The sequence below is a fragment of the Microvirgula sp. AG722 genome (assembly GCF_003269145.1).
Taxonomy (GTDB): domain Bacteria; phylum Pseudomonadota; class Gammaproteobacteria; order Burkholderiales; family Aquaspirillaceae; genus Microvirgula; species Microvirgula aerodenitrificans.
Map to the genome: position 1 here is coordinate 37,540 of NZ_QLTJ01000010.1, position 18,294 is coordinate 55,833.

At 63.9% G+C, this 18,294-nt stretch carries 13 protein-coding genes and 1 pseudogene; 5 read left to right on the forward strand and 9 right to left on the reverse strand.

Annotated elements, in window-relative coordinates; translation table 11 throughout:
• From DFO50_RS19205 to DFO50_RS13005, 5 genes and pseudogenes are all read left to right on the forward strand, one after another.
• Window positions 1–2,052 (forward strand): annotated as a pseudogene (locus DFO50_RS19205) (hypothetical protein); the annotation flags it as partial.
• 2 nt (window positions 2,053–2,054) lie between these two features.
• Window positions 2,055–2,495, forward strand: a complete 441-nt coding sequence (locus tag DFO50_RS18930; RefSeq protein WP_146745086.1) for a hypothetical protein — start codon at window positions 2,055–2,057, stop codon at window positions 2,493–2,495.
• A gap of 50 nt (window positions 2,496–2,545) precedes the next feature.
• A complete protein-coding gene (locus tag DFO50_RS13000) occupies window positions 2,546–4,423 on the forward strand; it encodes a hypothetical protein (protein ID WP_112692679.1) in 1,878 nt (625 codons plus the stop codon).
• Window positions 4,423–4,749 (forward strand): hypothetical protein, encoded by a 327-nt coding sequence (locus DFO50_RS18935; RefSeq protein WP_146745087.1) that lies wholly within the window; start codon window positions 4,423–4,425, stop codon window positions 4,747–4,749. The genes DFO50_RS13000 and DFO50_RS18935 overlap by 1 nt, the downstream gene beginning before the upstream one ends.
• Before the next feature lie 363 nt (window positions 4,750–5,112).
• Complete coding sequence (locus tag DFO50_RS13005) at window positions 5,113–6,846, forward strand: ShlB/FhaC/HecB family hemolysin secretion/activation protein (protein ID WP_112692680.1); 1,734 nt, start codon at window positions 5,113–5,115, stop codon at window positions 6,844–6,846.
• 53 nt (window positions 6,847–6,899) lie between these two features.
• Here the strand turns inward: DFO50_RS13005 and DFO50_RS13010 are convergent, their stop codons facing one another.
• From DFO50_RS13010 to DFO50_RS13050, 9 genes are all read right to left on the reverse strand, one after another.
• The gene (locus DFO50_RS13010) at window positions 6,900–7,766 is read right to left on the reverse strand and encodes a DMT family transporter (RefSeq protein WP_233495260.1); all 867 of its coding nucleotides are present in this window, start codon (window positions 7,764–7,766) and stop codon (window positions 6,900–6,902) included.
• A gap of 228 nt (window positions 7,767–7,994) precedes the next feature.
• On the reverse strand, window positions 7,995–9,131 hold the full coding sequence (locus tag DFO50_RS13015) for an acyl-CoA dehydrogenase family protein (RefSeq protein WP_199489831.1): 1,137 nt from the start codon (window positions 9,129–9,131) through the stop codon (window positions 7,995–7,997).
• On the reverse strand, window positions 9,128–9,805 hold the full coding sequence (locus DFO50_RS13020) for an alginate O-acetyltransferase AlgF (protein WP_107889990.1): 678 nt from the start codon (window positions 9,803–9,805) through the stop codon (window positions 9,128–9,130). The genes DFO50_RS13015 and DFO50_RS13020 overlap by 4 nt, the downstream gene beginning before the upstream one ends.
• Before the next feature lies 1 nt (window position 9,806).
• Window positions 9,807–11,282: an AMP-binding protein gene (locus DFO50_RS13025; RefSeq protein WP_112692681.1), complete on the reverse strand. Its 1,476-nt coding sequence runs from the start codon at window positions 11,280–11,282 to the stop codon at window positions 9,807–9,809.
• 31 nt (window positions 11,283–11,313) lie between these two features.
• Window positions 11,314–11,553: an acyl carrier protein gene (locus DFO50_RS13030; RefSeq protein ID WP_107889988.1), complete on the reverse strand. Its 240-nt coding sequence runs from the start codon at window positions 11,551–11,553 to the stop codon at window positions 11,314–11,316.
• Between the two features lie 27 nt (window positions 11,554–11,580).
• Window positions 11,581–13,161, reverse strand: coding sequence for an MBOAT family protein (locus DFO50_RS13035; RefSeq protein WP_112692682.1), 1,581 nt, complete (start codon window positions 13,159–13,161; stop codon window positions 11,581–11,583).
• Between the two features lie 9 nt (window positions 13,162–13,170).
• Window positions 13,171–14,259 carry a cell division protein FtsQ gene (locus DFO50_RS13040; RefSeq protein ID WP_112692683.1) on the reverse strand — a complete coding sequence of 363 codons (1,089 nt, stop codon included), beginning with the start codon at window positions 14,257–14,259 and terminating at the stop codon, window positions 13,171–13,173.
• A 1-nt stretch (window position 14,260) separates the two neighbouring features.
• Window positions 14,261–15,235, reverse strand: a complete 975-nt coding sequence (locus DFO50_RS13045; RefSeq protein ID WP_107889986.1) for a twin-arginine translocation pathway signal — start codon at window positions 15,233–15,235, stop codon at window positions 14,261–14,263.
• 38 nt (window positions 15,236–15,273) lie between these two features.
• Window positions 15,274–18,132: a tetratricopeptide repeat protein gene (locus DFO50_RS13050; protein ID WP_112692684.1), complete on the reverse strand. Its 2,859-nt coding sequence runs from the start codon at window positions 18,130–18,132 to the stop codon at window positions 15,274–15,276.
• Window positions 18,133–18,294 lie beyond the last annotated feature (162 nt).

Sequence of the window (18,294 nt, forward strand, 5' to 3'; positions counted from 1 at the left end):
GGCCAGCAGAAGATGAACAGCGACTACGCCAGCGTGACCGAACAGACCGGCATCCGCGCCGGCGACGGCGGCTTCCAGCTCGACGTCGGCGGCCATACCGGGCTGAAGGGCGGGATCATCGCCTCAACCGGGCAAGCAGTGCAGGACGGCGCAAACCGGCTGACCACCGGCACGCTGTCGTACAGCGATATCCGCAACCACGCCAGCTACAGCGCCAGCAGCGTCAGCCTCGGCGGCGGCTACAGCAGCAAGGACTTCAGTCTGAAGCCGATGGGCGGCGGCGGCGACAGCGCCGCCCCGTCCAGTGGCGTTGGTACCAGCCAGGACGGTGCGGCCACGACCGGCGGCGACAAGGTGCCGGGCAGCGAACTGCCGGCCTACAACGGCTGGAGTGCTACGCCGCCCATCGCCATGATGGCCAAGGGCAGCGGCAGCAGCACTACGCGCAGCGGCATCAGCGGCGGCACCCTCATCCTGACCGACGGTGACCCGCAGAGCCTTGCCGGACTGAACCGGAACGTGTCGACCGAGCGGGACAGCAGCAATACGCTGAAACCGATCTTCGACAAGGACAAGATCGAGGCCGGGTTTGCGATCGTCGAGGCGCTGCAGCGGGAGACCGGGACGTTCCTTAATAACCGGGCGAAGGAAGCGGACCGGCTGGAACAGGCCCTGCAGAAGGAAACCGACCCTGAGCGCAAAGCGGCACTCGCCCAGCAGTACGAAGACGCGAAGAAATGGGCGCCCGGTGGCGACTACAGCCGGGCCATGATCGTCCTGTCTGCGGCCGCAGGCGGGAACGTGACCGGCAGCAGTGCCGAGTTCCTGAAGTCAGCCGTGGTCAACACCCTGCAAAGCCTCGGTGCGCAGCAAATCAAGACTCTGGCCGATTCGCTGGATTCAGAAACCGCACGCGCTGCGTTGCAGGGTGTACTCGCCTGCGCAGGCGCCGCCGCTCAGGGAGCAAGTTGCGGCGCTGGCGCCCTCGGTGCTTCGGGTGCTGTTGTGCTGAACACGCTGCTGGACAAGGTGCTGGCGGAAGACGGTCGCCTGCAGAGCGGAGAAGAAAAACGCGCCCGCGAAGCCCTGGTCACCACGGTGCTGACGGGCATCAGCGCCACGGTGGGCTCAGGCTCCGACGCTGCCACTGTCCTGGCCGCTGCGCAAATCGAGATCGCCAACAACAAGGACACCCCGCAGGCCCAGCGCCGCATCCTCGAACAAGCCAGACAGCAACAAAAAGACCGGCTGCAGCGGATGGCGAAAACTCTGTGCGCAGGGATGAGCGCGCAGCAGTGCGCGAGCCGCCTGAACGAGCAGGAACGCAAGGAACTGTTTGAAGTTGGCATCATGGTGGCGACAATGGCACCGGGTGTTGGTGAAGCAGAAGCGGTGAAAATCCTGTTCAGCGGAACGGATTTGACCGGTGAAGAAGCAAACCGGTTGTGGGGCGTGCTTGGCATCGTGACCGGGGGCTATGGACAAAAGGCCCGCTTGTTCTCTAAGGTGAGCAAGGAGGTTGTTGAGGCAGGGGCGGCTGCGGGGCGGGCGGAGAGTCTCGCCTTCGTAAAAAATAAGAACCCACTGGTTGAGGCTGAAAAGGCAGCTTTAGAACGGATTGCACAGAATCCGAAAGGACCTGATCTTTCGAAAAAAGCCTCTAATACGATCCTCAATACACTAGCCATTGATGGATTAAAGGCAGGTAAATTGCCAGGAACCCCTATTGGTGGGCCAGGAACTCCCAGAGAAATGCCCGCAAGCAATAGCCCGAATGCCACGGCAGAGGATTTTGTAAACAAATTATTCAGGAACTCTCCAATTAAAAAGGATCCCATATCTGGGTGTGAAGGTTGCTGGCGGGCCCAAACCTCTGATAAAGCATGGGTCACTTATCGTCCAGCAGGGCAAGCAAGCTCGGCGACTTCGCCAACAACTGCCACAGTGGAAATAAATAGCCCTGCGATAAAAGAATTGAATGCAAACGCCAAAGGAATTGGGCAACAATTGAAGTTAAAATTTCCTGAGAAGAGTGAAGTGGTACGCAAATGAAAATGTCCCGCGAAGATGCAGAGAAAATGCAGTTCTATTTATATTTATTAACCTTAGATGATTACTCTCCTCATGGAATTCTGGGAGGGGAAGAAAAAAGTGATTGGAAATATGCTATTAACCTGACATACAGATGCTTGGCAAGTGGCTTATGGAAAATATGGAATACTACTTGGCTTAGTGAGCATGGTATAAATAATTACTATACTTTTTGCAGAAAGCTTTCGGAGCTTGACCCTTTTTCTCTGTCTTCTCAGGGGGAAGAATTCTGGCTGGAACCTTTTATGTGCAGCACAGAGCTAAGCATTAATTTAATTAAAAAATTTGATATTAATGGCGAAAGGGAAGATTTATGCACTATTTTTGTTGAAGAAATTGAAAAAATATTTGAGGCTGCTGGTGTCCCTTGGTGTGCAGGAGATATTTTTAAAATCCACAATTGATTTTTTAAAAAGCGAGATCAGGTGGTCAGCATCAATTCAAACGACGCAGCATGGCGCGTGACACCGCCGGCAGCGGCGACCTGAGCATCGAAAGCCTGCAGGACACCAGCAAGTACAAGAGCAAACAGCAATCGGCCAGCGCCAGCGTCACGGTCGGGGTCGGCTTCTCGGGCAGCGTCAGCGTCGGCCAGCAGAAGATGAACAGCGACTACGCCAGCGTGACCGAACAGACCGGCATCCGCGCCGGCGACGGCGGCTTCCAGCTCGACGTCGGCGGCCATACCGGGCTGAAGGGCGGAATCATCGCCTCGACCGCGCAGGCGGTGCAGGACGGCGCAAACCGGCTGACCACCGGCACGCTGTCGTACAGCGACATCCGCAACCACGCCAACTACAGCGCCAGCAGCGTCAGCCTCGGCGGCGGCTACAGCAGCAAGGACTTCAGTCTGAAGCCGATGGGCGGCGGCGGCGACAGCGCCGCCCCGTCCAGTTGCGTTGGTACCAGCCAGGATGGCACGGCCACGACCGGCGGCGACAAGGTGCCGGGCAGCGAACTGCCGGCCTACAACGGCTGGAGTGCTACGCCGCCCATCGCCATGATGGCCAAGGGCAGCGGCAGCAGCACTACGCGCAGCGGCATCAGCGGCGGCACCCTCATCCTGACCGACGGTGACCCGCAGAGCCTTGCCGGACTGAACCGGAACGTGTCGACCGAGCGGGACAGCAGCAATACGCTGAAACCGATCTTCGACAAGGACAAGATCGAGGCCGGGTTTGCGATCGTCGAGGCGCTGCAGCGGGAGACCGGGACCTTCCTGAGTAACCGGGCGAAGGAAACGACGCAGGCGAAAGCGGATCTGGACAAGGAACTCGCCAAGCCGGAAAGCGAACGGGACAGCCAGAAACTGGCCACGCTCACCCAGCAGATCCAGGACAACACGACCTGGGAAATGGGCGGAAGCGGCCGGCTGGTACTGACCGCCCTGACGGCAGGCGCCGGTGCCAACGTGACGGGGGGCGCGGTGGACATGCTGCAGGGGGCGGCAGCCAACTACCTGCAGGGACTGGCGACGCAGCAGGTCAAGGAGATCGCCGACAAGCTGGACAGCGAAGTGGCCCGTGCCGCGCTGCAGGGGCTGGTGGCCTGCGCAGGCGCCGCTGCCCAGGGTGGCAGTTGTGGTGCAGGGGCCAGCGGTGCCGCGGCCAGCGTGGTGTTGAACAACCTGCTGGATGGCCTGAACGGCAAGGCGGTTGGCAGCCTGACACAGGAAGAAAAGGAAGCCCGATCCAACCTCATCAGCAGCATTGTGGCCGGCACGACGGCTGCCACGGGAGGCGAGACGGCTGTCGCCGCCATTGCGGCAAAGCTGGAGACGGAAAACAATGCGCTGGCGCTCCCGTTTCTCTTGCCAGGTATCCCGGGCAAGCCTCAGGTCACGCCGCTACCGGGCTTGCCGGGATACGACAAGACCGAGCGTGAGCTCGGGCTGGAGCCAAGGGGGTTTGCTGAGCAGCTTGCCGAACTGATGGGCAAGGGGCTTGAGGGGATCCCGCTGACGCCGGCAAGCTGGGCACAGCATATTATTGTGGGCATTGGTGGGGCTGTTAGGGTTTATGATCCAAACAGCTACTCTGTTTCAGGAAAAGAAGTAAAAGAGGTTGTAGGTGGGAAGCCTATAGAGTTCGATGGGCAGTTCTACGCAGTTGACGGGCTGAAATTCAGTAAGAGTTACTATGAGAAGCTGTGGAAAAATGGCAGACCTGCTCCCTTTATTCAAGCGAAGGAAGTTCTGGCCAGTAACCCCAAGATCACTCCTGATCCCAGAGGTGCTGCAGGCTACTTCCGCTACGAAGGAGCCGGTTTGGAGATGGTTTACAATCCGTCAACAGGGCAGATTGGCCACATCCAACAAATAAGGTCTAAATAATGGACATTTGGGAAGTGTTGCAGGATGAGTTAGAACGTTACAGAAATAGTGTTCTCTCTGTTCGACATTGCATGAACGCTTATGAGGCTAAATGTGTGGCGCTAATTAAAGAAATTTCAAATAAACCCTTGGATGAATCTCAAGTATATTTTGATGAGCTTTATGATATACAGAGTAAGTTAGCAACTGCCAAGTATAAATATGAATTCAAGCTCGCCGATAGACTTGATGAATTTGTATATTGCTTCGAGAGGGATGATCTTTGCTCGAGGGAGTACTGGCATAAGAAATTTAGAGAAGGTGTGGAATGGCCGCGGGACGAATAGCCCCCCCCCGCCTCTGCCGGGGGCACCATGGATCTGACTCTGATTTTTCAAATGCCAGTAAATTTCCATAAGATGCATTTTTGAAATATTTCTCGAGTCGTGTTGATAATGCACTTAGGTGTGGGGGAATATTTTAATGACCCTGTGGGGGTATATTGTGGAGTGCAATGTCGGAAAGGCCATTAATGAAAACGCTTTAGGGAAAACTGCTTTCAAATAGGATAACTCTAATAGCTAATATAGGCTGTAATTATTAAATTTTATATGCCTCCCAAAAAATGGCCCCGTCTTTACTGGCCAGCCTGCCATCGCTAATGATGACGCCGGCTGTGCCGGCCCCCGTTACAAAGGTGTACTTCCTTAATGCTGTGTAGCTGTCCCAAACCTGTCCACCTGGCTATCGTGCTGGGTGGGCTGGTCTCTGCCTTGCCGTCGTTTGCGGCGATTCCCGCCATTCCCGGTGTTCCCGCCGTTGATCAGGCGCTGATCCGCCAGCAGGAACGCGAACGCGCGCAGCAGGAGCAGCGACAGCCGGTGGCGCCTGATGTGCGGCTGGAACTGCCGCGAGCCGCGGAGGCCGGGCGTTTGCCTGACGGGGAAAGTCCGTGTTTCGTGATCCGGCGGATTGTGCTGGATGGAGAGATGGCCGGGGCATTTCGCCGGGCGCTGGCGGCGGCCGACCCGGCTGCCGACCCGGCGAGCGGGCGCTGTCTGGGGGATGCCGGGATCAATCTGGTGATGAAGCGGGTTCAGGATGCCATTGTCGCGCAAGGCTATGTGACGACACAGGTGCGGGTTGCACAGCAGGATCTGGGCAGTGGCACGCTGGCGCTGACCGTGGTGCCGGGGCGGGTGCGGGCGATCCGCTTCAGTGAAGACAGCAGTCCGCGCGCCACGCGCTGGAATGCATTGCCGGTTCGTGCCGGAGACGTGCTCAATCTGCGCGATATCGAACAGGGGCTGGAGAATTTCAAGCGGGTGCCAACGGCGGACGCCGACATCCGCATCGAGCCGGTCGACGAAATCGGCGCCGCGCCCGGCGATAGCGATCTGCTGATTTCGTGGCGGCAGGACATGCCGTTCCGGGTCGGCCTGTCCGTCGATGATTCGGGCAGCAGGAGCACCGGCAGGTACCAGGGCAGTGCAACGGTGTCTTACGACCACTGGTGGACGCTGAACGATCTGTTCTATGCCAGTTTCAACCATGATCTTGGCGGGGGTGAAGCCGGACAGCGTGGCTCCCGTGGCTACACGGTGCATTACGAACTGCCATTTGATTACTGGTTGCTGGGGCTGACCTCCAGCAGCTACGACTATCATCAGGCCGTCGCCGGGGCCAACCAGACTTATCGGTACAGCGGCGACAGTCACAATAATGAAATCCGCCTGTCCCGGCTGCTGTATCGCGATGCAGTACGCAAGACGGGTGTCTGGCTGCGTGGCTGGACACGCGAGTCGAAGAACTTCATCGACGATACCGAAGTCGGGGTCCAGCGCCGCAGCATGGCTGGCTGGGAGGCAGGGCTGAACCAGCGGGTGTTTATCGGACCGGCAACGCTGGACGCCAGCCTCGGTTATCGGCGCGGGACCGGCGCAATGGGGGCGATACCGGCGCCGGAGGAAGGCTTCGGTGAAGGCACGTCGCGGCTGGCACTGATCAGTGCCGATGCCCAGCTCACGCTGCCTTTCACGGCCGGCCCGCTGTCATTGCGCTATGGCGGAACCTGGCGGGGGCAATGGAACCGCACGCCACTGGTACCGCAGGACCGGTTTTCCATTGGTGGCCGCTACAGCGTGCGGGGTTTCGATGGCGAGATGTCGCTGAGCGCCGAGCGCGGCTGGCTGTTGCGCAATGATCTGGGCGTCATGCTCGGGCAGAGCGGGCAGGAGTTGTATCTCGGGCTCGACTACGGCCGGGTGGGCGGACCGTCGACGCGGCAACTGGTCGGCACGTCGCTGGCCGGTGCCGTGCTCGGTCTGCGCGGCGCCTTTTACCGGCTGAACTACGACCTGTTCGCCGGGCAGGCATTGCGGCAGCCGGACGGCTTTCTGACCGCGCAGACCACCGCCGGCTTCAATCTGACCCTGGCGTACTGAAGCGGGGGGCGGCAAGCTGCCCCTGTTACGACTCCCCCTCCAGAACCTGCACGTTAATGCCGGCTTCTCGAAGCCAGCGCCAGACCGGCGATGATGGCGGCAATGCCGGCCAGGTGATACAGGTGCAGGGACTCGTCCAGGAACAGGACGGCCAGCAGCACGCCGAACAGCGGGATCAGGTGGATCGAGTACCCGGCCCGTGCGGCGCCGACCCGGGCCACGCCGATGTTGTACAGCAGGTAGGCGACCACGGACGGGAAGAGGCCGAGATAGGCCAGTGCCGATACCGACTGCAGGTTCCAGTGCGCCTGCAGGCCTGAGGCGCGCTCCCACAGATACAGCGGCGTCAGGATGACCAGCGCGATGGCGATTTGCGCGCCCATCAGGCCGATGCGGTTGATGTCCGCCGGAATGCCGCGCAGCCACAGGGTATACAGCGCCCAGGCAATCATGGCGCAGAAAACGATCAGGTCACCGCGGGCAAAGGCCAGGGCCGCCAGTCGCGACCCGTCGCCGTGCAGGATGATGGTCAGTACCCCGGCAAAGGACAGGGCGAGGCCCAGCGCCTGCGTCCGCTGGAGCCGTTGCTGGTAGAACAGGGCGGCGAACAGCACGATCAGGATCGGGATGAACGAATTCAGCAGCAGGCCGTTCGAGGCCGGTGTCGATCGCAGGCCGAGGTAGACCAGCGAGTTGAACGACACGACGCCGGCCAGCGAGACGCTCACTATCCGCCAGCGATACTGCCAGTAGCGGGGGAGGTCGCGCCGCATCGGGCGCAGGGCGAACGGCAGCAGACAGACAAAGGCAATGACCCAGCGCCAGAAGGACAGCGTCAGCGGCGGGACATCCTGCCGCATGGCCCGGCCGACAATGAAGTTGCCGGCCCAGAACAGCGGGGGCGGGACCAGCAGCAGCAAGCTGGTGAGTGATGCACGGTCATCCGGCCGTCCTTTTACTGCGATTGCTGCGTCATCAGACATGTTGTTTTTGTGCTTTGTATCGGGAGTGGCGGTAGCCACACCGTGGACGGGGTTTCCACGGCAAAAGGGGGCAAGCTTAACGGCTCCGGCAGCCCGGTGTCGATGTGCGGGCGCGCCGCACCCGCCCGGCGCGGCCGGGACAGGTGCGCCACTGGTCCTGACACGCTACAGCGAGCGGGCGATGATCTCGCGCATGATCTCGCTGCTGCCGCCGTAGATGCGCATGGCGCGGGCATCGACCCAGGCGCGGCCGATCGCATACTCGCTCATGTAGCCGTAGCCGCCATGCAGCTGCAGCAGCGCGTCGAGCAGGCGGCCGTGCATTTCGGTCGCGTTGAGCTTGGCGATGGCGGCGTCGACCTCGTCGAGCTCGCCGTCCATGTGCCGTGCCAGGCAGTCGTCGAGAAACACCCGCAGCATGCGTGACTGCGAGCGGGCGTCAGCCAGCTGGAAGCGGGTGTTCTGGTAGTCGAACACCCGGCGGCCGAAGGTCTTGCGTTCGCGGGTATAGGCGACGGTTTCATCCAGCAGTGCCTCGATCGACGCGCCGGCGCGCAGCGCGATGCACAGCCGCTCCTGGGTCAGTTCGTTGGCGACGTGGCTGAAGCCCTGGTTCAGTTCGCCAAGCAGGCAGTCGGCCGGCAGCACGACTTCGTCGAAGAACAGCTCGCAAGTGTCCTGCGCATGCTGGCCGATTTTCTCCAGCACCGGGCCCTTGCTGAAACCGGGCAGTCCTTCTTCGACGCAGAACAGCGACAGGCCGCGCGCGCCGAGATCGGGCTCGGTCGACGCCAGCACCACGACCAGACCGGCATTGGCACCGTTGGTGATAAAGGTTTTCTGACCGGACAGGATATAGTGGTCGCCGTCGGGCCGGGCGCGGGTGCGGATGGCCTTCAGGTCGCTGCCGGTGCCGGGTTCGGTCATGGCGATGGCGCCAATCCGCTCGCCGGCCGCCATGGACGGCAGCCAGCGCTCGCGCTGGGCGTCGCTGCCATAACGGTGAATGTACGACGACACCATGTCCGAATGGATCGAGAAGCCGATGCCGAGGCAACTGGCGCGGGCCAGTTCCTCGATCACGATGGCGGCATGGCCGAAATCGCCACCGGCGCCAAAGGGCGTCGGCAGGGTGCAGTTCAGCAGGCCGGCGTCACCGGCCCGCTTCCACAATGCCCGGGGCGTGATGCCGTCCCGTTCCCAGGTCGCGTAGTGCGGCAGGATCTCGTCGGCGACAAAACGGCGCACTTGTTCGCGGAACAGCTCATGGTCGTCACGGAATACACTGCGTGCCGGCATCATGGCGCCTTGCCGTACGGTTCGGTGGCGCTGAGCTGGCCGCGCAATACCGGTGCTGCTGCCGTGCCGGTCAGGAACAGGCTGTAGTGGTCGCCGGGCTGGGTGGCCGGCATCGACCAGTGGGCAGCCGGGCCCTTGCCGCAGCTGGCGCTGAAGGTCGCCGCTACCGGATTGACGGTGCGGGCGGCAGCGGTCGACGGCGCGACCGCATCGAACACGGTGGCGTCGCCGCTGCCGAGCCTGAGCCGGGCGCCGGCACAAGCGCCGGCCAGGTTGTAGAAGCGCAGTTCGGACTTCAGGGCATCCTGGTTGCCGCCGCTGTCGTCAATGGCGGTCAGCGCATAGCGCCCGCCCTGCTTGCCGATCACCAGGGTATTGAACGTGTCCGGCTTGACGCTCAGCGTCGCGGCGAGCTTGCCGTCGATCCTGACCTCGAACGGGCGGTTGCCCTGGACGATGGCATAGCGGCCGGCAACCGCGCCGCGTCCCAGCGACTGTTTCGAGGCGCCAGCCACCTGGGTGGCCACGGCGGTCGGCAGCGGGTTGGCCAGGCGGACAAAGGACGAGCCGGCCGGCGGCCGGGCCGCGTACAGTTGCGCCAGGACGCCTTCGGCCGCCACCGGCAGCGAGAGACTGACCACGGCGGCGGCGATAAGCGCATGCTGCAGCTTGTTCATGTCAGGATTCCTGTTTCTTGCTCAGTCGGGCCGCCAGATACCGTTGCTCCAGTTTCTTGCGGTCGACCTTGTCGGTAGGGGTAGTCGGGAAGCCGGCGCAGGCGATCAGTTCCGACGGGATCATGTAGGTCGGCAGGCGTTCGCCAAGCACGGTCTTCCAGTCATGCATGCCGTCCGGCAGCGGGTGCAGGCCGTCGTCGGCAGGCAGCGGGGCCTCGGTCTCGATAAAGCCGACCATGCGCAGTGCCGAGCCGTCCGGCCGTTTCAGCGCGATGGTCGCACCGGCGCGCACACCGGGCAGGCGGGTCAGTGCGGCGTCGACTTCGGCCAGTTCGATGCGGTAGCCGTGCAGTTTGATCTGGTCATCGATCCGGCCGCGAAACGTGACCAGCCCGTCTGCGTCAATCTGGCCGAGGTCGCCGGTATGGTAGGCGCGCTTGCCGTTGTGCCGGAACAGCAGGGTCTGGTTCAGATCGGGGCGGTTGATATAGCCGCGCATCACATGGTCGCCGGCCACGCAGATCTCGCCATCCTGCAGGAACACTTCCGCATACGGCTTGGCGCGACCGATCGGGAACGGGTTTGGCGCTGCGCGCCGCAGGGCGTCGTCGATTTCGACCCAGGTGGTCGAGCAGGTCGCCTCGGTCGGGCCGTACGAATTGATGATGCGGATGCCGGGGAAGCGCTGCCACAGCGTCCCGGCCAGTGCCGGCGTCAGCGACTCGGCGCCGAACACGAACACGCGCAGATCGGGCAGCCCGGCCTGGTTGAAGCCGGGAGCCAGCAGTTGCTGGCGGATGAACGACGGCGTCGAGGCCCAGACGCTGACCTTGCTCCGGGCCAGATAGTCGATAAACGCTGCATGGTCGGCAATGGTCTCGCGCGCGCACAGCACGCAGCTGCCGCCGGTCACCAGGGCGCCGGCAACGTTGAACAGCGAGAAGTCGAAGCTGAACAGCATCTGGTCCATGAACGCCGGCGCCGGGCCCAGCGTCAGGCAGTCGCGGATCCAGCCGGCAAACAGCGCCAGGCTGTCAGTGCCGATCTGCACGCCCTTGGGGTCGCCGGTACTGCCGGACGTGAACATGATATAGGCGATGTCCGGCTCTGCCAGCGGTGCCGGATCGGCGCAGCCGGCGGCAAAACTGCCACTGGCGGCATCATGGATCACGGCGGCGCGGACGATGTCGACGATGCGGCGCTGGCGCTCGACCGGGTTGATTGCGTCCACCGGCACGAACGGCACGCCGAGCATCAGGCAGCCAAGCATGGCGACCAGGAATCCGGCCTCCTTGTGGCCGACGATCACCAGCGGCACGCCGGCCTGCACGCCGGCGCGTTGCGCCTGGTCGATCCAGGCGTCGACCTCGTCGTGCAATGCCTGCCAGCTCAGCGTCTGCCGGGCATCGGTCACGGCGGGGAGCGTCTGGCCGTCACCGGTGTCGATGAAACGGCGCTGGTCGAAATCGAAACGCATGGATAAACCTCCGTCAGGATGCCGGCTGCGGTCAGCTGTGCGAATGTTCGGCGATATAGGCGGCCAGCACCTTGACCGACTCCAGGTGCAGGTCGATCTCGGTCGGCGGAATCTTGCAGCCGAAGCGGCGTTCGACCGCCAGCGCCACGTCGACGGCGGACAGCGAGTCGATCAGGCCGGACTCGATCAGCAGGGCGTCGTCGTCGACGCGGGTCAGGATGATGCCTTCGATCAGGGAGGCGACTTCACGTTCGATTTCTTGGATGTCCATCAATGTGCTCCAGACGGGGTGCGTCAGTCAGAATTGGAAATACAGGAACCGGGTTTCCTTGTGCAGGTTGACCAGGCAGACAAACAGGACCAGCAGGGTCGCAGCGAGCCAGGCCAGGTTCGGGCGCCAGCGCAGCACGGCCTGCGGCGCTTCCTGGGTGCGGGCCAGTGCCGGCGAGAAACGACCGAGAATCTGGTGGGCATTCGGGGCGAGGAAGGTGAGGGCCAGCAGCAGGGCCAGCAACAGCACCTGCAGATGGTGGCCGGCCAGCAGACGCCAGGCGTCTCCCGCCGGCAGCGCGGTGGCGACCGGCCACAGCGCCGGCAGGGTCTCGACACCGCGTGCGCCGGCCATGCCGCCAAGCAGCGTCAGGGCGTCGCCGATGCCGTTGGCGCGGAAAAAGGCCTGGCCGACCAGAACGGCGACAAAGGTCAGCAGCACGCAGCCGGCATGGCGCAGCCACGGACGCTGACGCGCCGCCGGCTGACGTCCGCTGACGAAGATGCGCCAGCCATGATTGACGGCCAGATACGCGGCATGCAGCAGGCCGAACACCAGAAACTGCAGGCCGGCGCCATGCCAGACCCCGGCCAGCCCCATGGTGTAGACGGTCGGCAGCACGATCATGCCGGCAAAGCCGCCGGCGGTGGCGACGCCGGCCGCGCCGACCGGCTGGCCCCTGGCGGTGCGGCGGCGCGATACCGCCATTGCCACCGGGTAATACAGGTAGGCGGTCAGATAGCGGGTCAGCGTCATGTGCCAGCGCGCCCAGAACTCGATGATGCTGCCGGCCTTGTACGGTGAATTGAAGTTCAGCGGGAAGCGGATGCCGAACATCTTGGCCAGCCCGAGCGCCATGTCGGAATAGCCGGAAAAGTCGAAGTACAGTTGCAGCGCGTAGCTGACGCTGGTGGCCCAGGCGGCCCAGAACTGCAGGTCGCCGGGCGCGGCGAAGCCATCGTCCGCATACGGGGCGATGCTGTCGGCCAGCAGCACTTTCTTGGCCAGACCGATCACGAACAGGGTGCCGCCGATGGACAGGTTTTCCCAGCGGAAGCGGTAATTCTCGCGCTGGGCGAACTGCGGCATCATTTCCTTGTGATGCAGGATCGGGCCGGCGATCAGGTGCGGGAAAAAGGTCACGAACAGTACATAGCTGAGCGGGCTGCGTTCGGTGACGATGCCGGCGCGGCAGTCGAGCAGGTAGCCGATCTGGGTGAAGGTGAAGAACGAGATACCGAGCGGCAGGATCACCGACTCGACCGTACCGACACCGACGCCGTAATCATTCAGGAAGCCGAGCAGGGCGGCGAAATACTTGTAGTGGACCAGCAGGCCGAGGTCGACGGCGAGGCCGAGCATCACCGCCAGATTCTGCCGTTTCGGCCGGTCCCTGAAATGGAAAATCGCCAGGCTGACCAGATAGTTGAACACGATCGAGCCGGCCAGCAGACAGACGAATTGCGGATTCCACCAGCCGTAGAACACGAACGAGCTCAGGCTCAGCCAGACGGCGGCCGCACGCATCCGCGTCGCGCCGAACAGATAGTAGATGGTCAGCGTGACCGGCAGGAACAGCAGCAGGAACAGGTAGGAGTTGAACAGCATCGTGCGTCGTTATTCCAGAGTGGCCAGTGCCGTTTTTTCATCGGCGGTCAATGGCAGCGACAGCGCCATTTCCGAGAACTCCCAGATCACCAGCTTCAGGCTGGACGGCCACTGCGGCTGGCGCTTGAACGCCGCCAGCAGCGCGCCGGAGAACTGCCCGCCGTCCATGCTCAGATTCCAGACTTCGCGGCCGAGCTGACGTCCCAGCCGTTCGGCGAACTGGCTGCGCAGGCCGTTGGAACTGCCGGCCAGCAGGATTTCGACCGGGGGGGCGTCGTCGAGCAGGCCGACCTGGCGGAGCGGGGTCAGCGTTGCCGTCGCCACCCGGTCCGGGGCCGGGCGCCAGCCGTCCGGGACGTGCTCGAGTCCGGCCAGCACCAGCAGGTCGCCGACCCGCGGGGCGGGGGCGGCGATCTGTTCGCGGTAACGCAATGTGCCATTGCCGCCCAGCAGCGGCCGGGCGGCATCGGCCACAACCCGGGCGGCAGCGCTGGCGCCCCGGGCATTCAGGTGAACGTCGGTGCGGAAGAAGGCCGGCCGGACCTGCGCCAGCGGCGCGCGCAGATCGACATGGCCGATGCCCTGCTGGCGCAGCGCCTGCTCCCAGCGATCCAGCCGCTGCTGCATGGCGGCGGAAACCGGCAGTCCGCACAACTGGTCGGCCTCGATGCGCGACTTGTCCGGTACGGCGACCACCAGTACCTGCACGCCGGCCTGGCGCAGGCGGGCAGTCCAGTGCCGCATCAGCGCCAGCCGTTGCCCGAACACGGCCGGATGGCCGGGCGGCGGGCGCAGGCCGTCGCGATAGAACAGCCAGTCGGGACAGCCCTGTGCTACCTGCGGACCAAGGTCGCCAAGCAGGCGATAGCGGATCGCCGCATTGCCGCTGTCGATGAGTGACTGGCCGGGCAGCTTCAATGCCTGGTTCAGCACCTTGCCGGCACTGCCGTCCAGCCAGGCCGATGGCGCCAGCTGGTCGGGACCGATATCGGCGCGCAGCAGTGCGCAAACGCCCCACGCCAGCCCGGCGGCGAGCAGCGCGGCGAATACGCCGGCGGTCGGGCGGTGCGATGGGGCGGAGGCGGAATCGTGGTTCATGTCAGCGGGCAAGCGCGGTCTTCAGCCGGGCGCGCCAGGCATCGGCGGTCATGATCGACGCGTTGTCCCACAGGCCCCGGGCATCCGGGCCCTGGGCAAAGGTCGGTTCGAACATCTGCCAGACCAGCACCTGCGGCGGGCTCTGCCTGAACGCCGGTGATTCGAGGTATTCGAGCAGCATGATCCACTGGCCGACGTTGCCGGGCTTCCAGTTGACGGTCACCGGGCGGTCGATCAGGTTCGACAGCTTTTGCGGATAGCCGAAATACGGCTGCACCATGCTGTGGCCGGTCACGTGGACCGGGGCGACGGCGGTGTCGAGCAGGCGCTGGCCATCGGCCGCCTTGCGGATGGTGAAGGTTTCGCGGCCGACGGTCTTGCGCTGTTCCGGGGTCAGGAACCGCTCGGCCAGGTCGCCATAGCGTCGTTCATTGGTGGTCGGGCCGAGCGCCAGTCCGCTGCCGGGCTGGCCGGCCAGCGTCGGCTGCACCTGCCTGATCACGGCGGCAGTGGCGTCGGCGGTGGCATCGGCGGCCGGCTGGGTCCAGTGCTGGTCGGTGCGGTAGAACACTTCCTGACCGCTGTCCTTCACCCTGCGCAGTACTGCCTCGTCATCGAAGGTGGCAATGCCGGCCTGCGACAGCTTGTCGAAGATGCCGCGATAGCGTGCCTTGACCTGTGCGCTCAGCGGTTTGTTGTCCGGCAGCTTGTCGGTATAGAACAGCGCCTTTTCCGGCAGCATCACCACCACCAGCTTGACGTTGCGCGCGGCCAGCGCATCGCGGGTTTCCTTCAGCAGCTGTACCGAGGCGTCGATGCCGCGCTGGTCGACCTGGGTCAGGCTGCCCCAGGCCGGGAACAGCCAGTTGTCCTTGCCCTGGGCCACGATGGCCGAATCGTCGGCCCGGGCGAAAGCCGACAGCACCAGCAGCGGCAGCGCCAGACGGCGCAGCAAGCGGTTGACGGAAAAATTCATCTTGTTGTTGTCCTCTCAAGCGTGGCCGGCGAACCGGCTCAGTACGACAGTGTCACGTTCATGAACAGGCCCTTGGCCCGGTCCGCCTCGCCGCCCCCGATGTTGAACCGGTACTGCGTGGTCCAGTCCAGATACGAGCGGGGCGCATTGTAGTGGTCTTCGCGGAACCAGTAGCGGAAGTTCACACCGGGACCGGCGCCGAGCGACCAGGTGGAGCCGTTGTTTTGCAGGTTCCCGGACAGGCCGTTAAACATGGCCGCCAGTTCCGAGGACGCATTGGACAGGGCAAAGTTGTCTACGCTGAACTTGTTTTTCTGCCACAGCCAGTCAGCGCCGATAACGACATACGGGAAGACGATCAGCCGGTCGGAGATGGCATCCAGCCGGATACTGCGGCCAAAGCGCAATTCAGTTGCAGCGAATCCCTGATCCTGTCTGAGCCGTCCGGATGCGGTAGCCACATCCTGATTGGTGGTGACGTTCCGCAGGCGCACGTTGGCTGCCTGATCCTGCCAGGTGTAGCCAGCCTGGACATAGCCTTCGATAGTCAGCCAGTTTGGCAGGTCGACACGCAATCCTGTGCCCTCGTAGAAGCCGTAGGTCATATAGGCGAGCCAGCCGCCATCGCCCTGATGCGTCGTGTAGCGGGTTTCCAGATTGCCGTCGCCAAGTCCTGCTTCCTGCAGTTGCTGTGCGGTCACGCCGGGTAGAAGCTCCAGTGCTCGCTGTGCGCGATAGGCACTGCTGATAGCCGCGCACTGGTATTGCTTGCTGTCCGGCGTCAGCGTGCCGCGATAAGTGCCTGTGCCGAGATTGAAACGCCGTTCCAGACCGAAAGTGAATCCGGCTTCCGTCGATGGGGTAAAACGGAAACCCAGTGCACCAACGGTGGTCGGAAAGCCGGTCAGGCCATTGTTCGTTGCATCGTTGACATCAAGCTTGCGGGGCTGCCCGGGGAGCAGTCCGTAGCACGGATTGTCCACGGTCTGCGAATTCGTCTTGCTACCGCTGTCATACAAGGTATTCGACACCCGCCCGTACACCTCGAACACCCGGGTCGACGTGTTCAGAAAGTCCGACGGCCGCCAGTACACTTCGGCCGTGCTGAATACCGCGTCGCCGGGCACGGTGACTGCCGCGCCGGCTGCGCCGGAGGCGGCCGGGCGCGAACCGCGGAAACCGGCCGATACCGTTGCGCCCCATTCGCGCGACAGGCCGGCAATGCCGGCGCGGGTGTTGTAGCGCTGCTGCGGGTCGAGTTCGAGCCGGCCGGCGTCGGCCTCGTCGATTGCCTGTTTCAGGATGCCGACCGCGCCGCGCTTGTCGCCGGTGCCGGACATGGCGAAAGCTTCGTCGAGGATGGCCGTGGGCGGCGCCTTGCCGGTGGCGCGGGCGGCGCGGAAATCTTCCAGTGCCAGCGCCGGCTGGCCAAGTCGCTGGCGCAGGTAGCCGCGCTGCATCAGCAGGGCGCTGTCGTCCGGTTTTTTGGCCAGGGCGGCCTCGATGCGGGCCGCCGCCTCGGCCTGCTGGGCACGGTTGCCGGCGGCCAGTGCCGTGGTCAGCAGGCGCTGGTTGACCTCGCGCTCCGGATTCAGTTCGACCGCCTGGCGGGCCAGGGTGATGGCTGTCTGGTAATCCTGCTGGCCATAGGCGGCATAGGCGCGCATGGCCGGGTCGCCGCTGACACTGGCGTCGGACGGCAGCGGGTCGCACGATGTGCCGTACGGGGTGTCGTGGCAGTCCTGCAGCGGCGGCGGATACGCACTCAGCGTCAGTGGCCTGGCCGGCGCCCGGGCCGCGCGAGCCTGTTTGCGGCGCTTGCCGGCATCGACGTCGTTGCCCGGCAGGGATGACAGCAGACTGGTCGCGCGGGCACCGTCGCCGGAGGCGATGGCGGCATCGGCGGCAATCAGCTGCACATTGCGGCGCTGGTCGTTGTCCAGCCAGTCCTGCTTCAGCGCGGCATCGAAGTCGGCATTGGCGTCACCGGTCTTGCCCTGACGCTGGCGCAGGTAGGCGCGCATCACCAGCGACATGGTGCTTTCGTCATCGGCGACCAGCGCATCGCTGGCGGCGGCTTCGGCTTCCGGCAGGTGATTGTCCAGCATCAGCGCGGTCATCAGCAGCAGCCGGTGGCTGGTAATGTCCGGCGCCAGCGAGACGGCTTCGCGCGCCAGCGGTACCGCGTCGCCGGGGCGGTCGTTGATCAGTGCCTGGTAGCCGGCTTCGGCCGGCCGGATGGCCAGCCGGCGATGCAGCGTCTGCTGGCGGGCCACCAGGTCAGTCTTGTTGCGCGCGCCGAGTGCCAGCGACGTGGTGACCGCGCGGTCGGCGGCATCGTACTGGCCCTGGGCTTCGAGCGCGTCCAGCCACAGCAGCGCCCAGGCGCCCTGGCTCGGGTCGGTGCGGAATGCCTGTTCGGCGTCGCGGGCGGCGGCGGCATGATTGCCGGCATTGAATTCATCGTAGGCGCGGGTCGCGATCGGGAAGCCCTTGCGATAGGCCGGGGTATCGGTCGGCGCCGCACTGCCGCCGGTTGCGGGCGCGGCGGCCAGATTGGTCCTGGCCTCGCGCAGTGCCGGATTGCCATGGCCTTCGCGGATGGCACGGTCGGCCACCTGCAAGGCCTGGGCGATCTTGCCCTGCTTCTGCAGCGAATAGACCAGCAGCAGGTACAGGCGGTCGGTATCCGGCCGCAGCTTCAGCGCGGCCTCGGCCTTCGCCTGCGCCTGCGCATACAGGCCGCGGTTGTAGGCACGGTAGCCTTCGTCGGCCAGACGCCAGGCATCCCCTGTCAGCGGTGCGGGGACCGGGGCGGCATGGCCGGCCAGTGGCGTGATCGCACAGGACAGGGCAATCAGCACGGCGGCATGCAGGCAGGTTTTACGCAGGGTCATGCGCCGATCCTGTAAGAGCGGGAGGCCGTATTGCATTCCCTTGTCGATCTTGTATCTGGCATAAAATTTTCTTGGCGGCAGGAAAATGCCGGAACGGGGCCGTCACGCAGGGGAGAGGCGCCGGGCGGGTATCCGATTTGTCCGTCATTGTGTCGTCCAGGC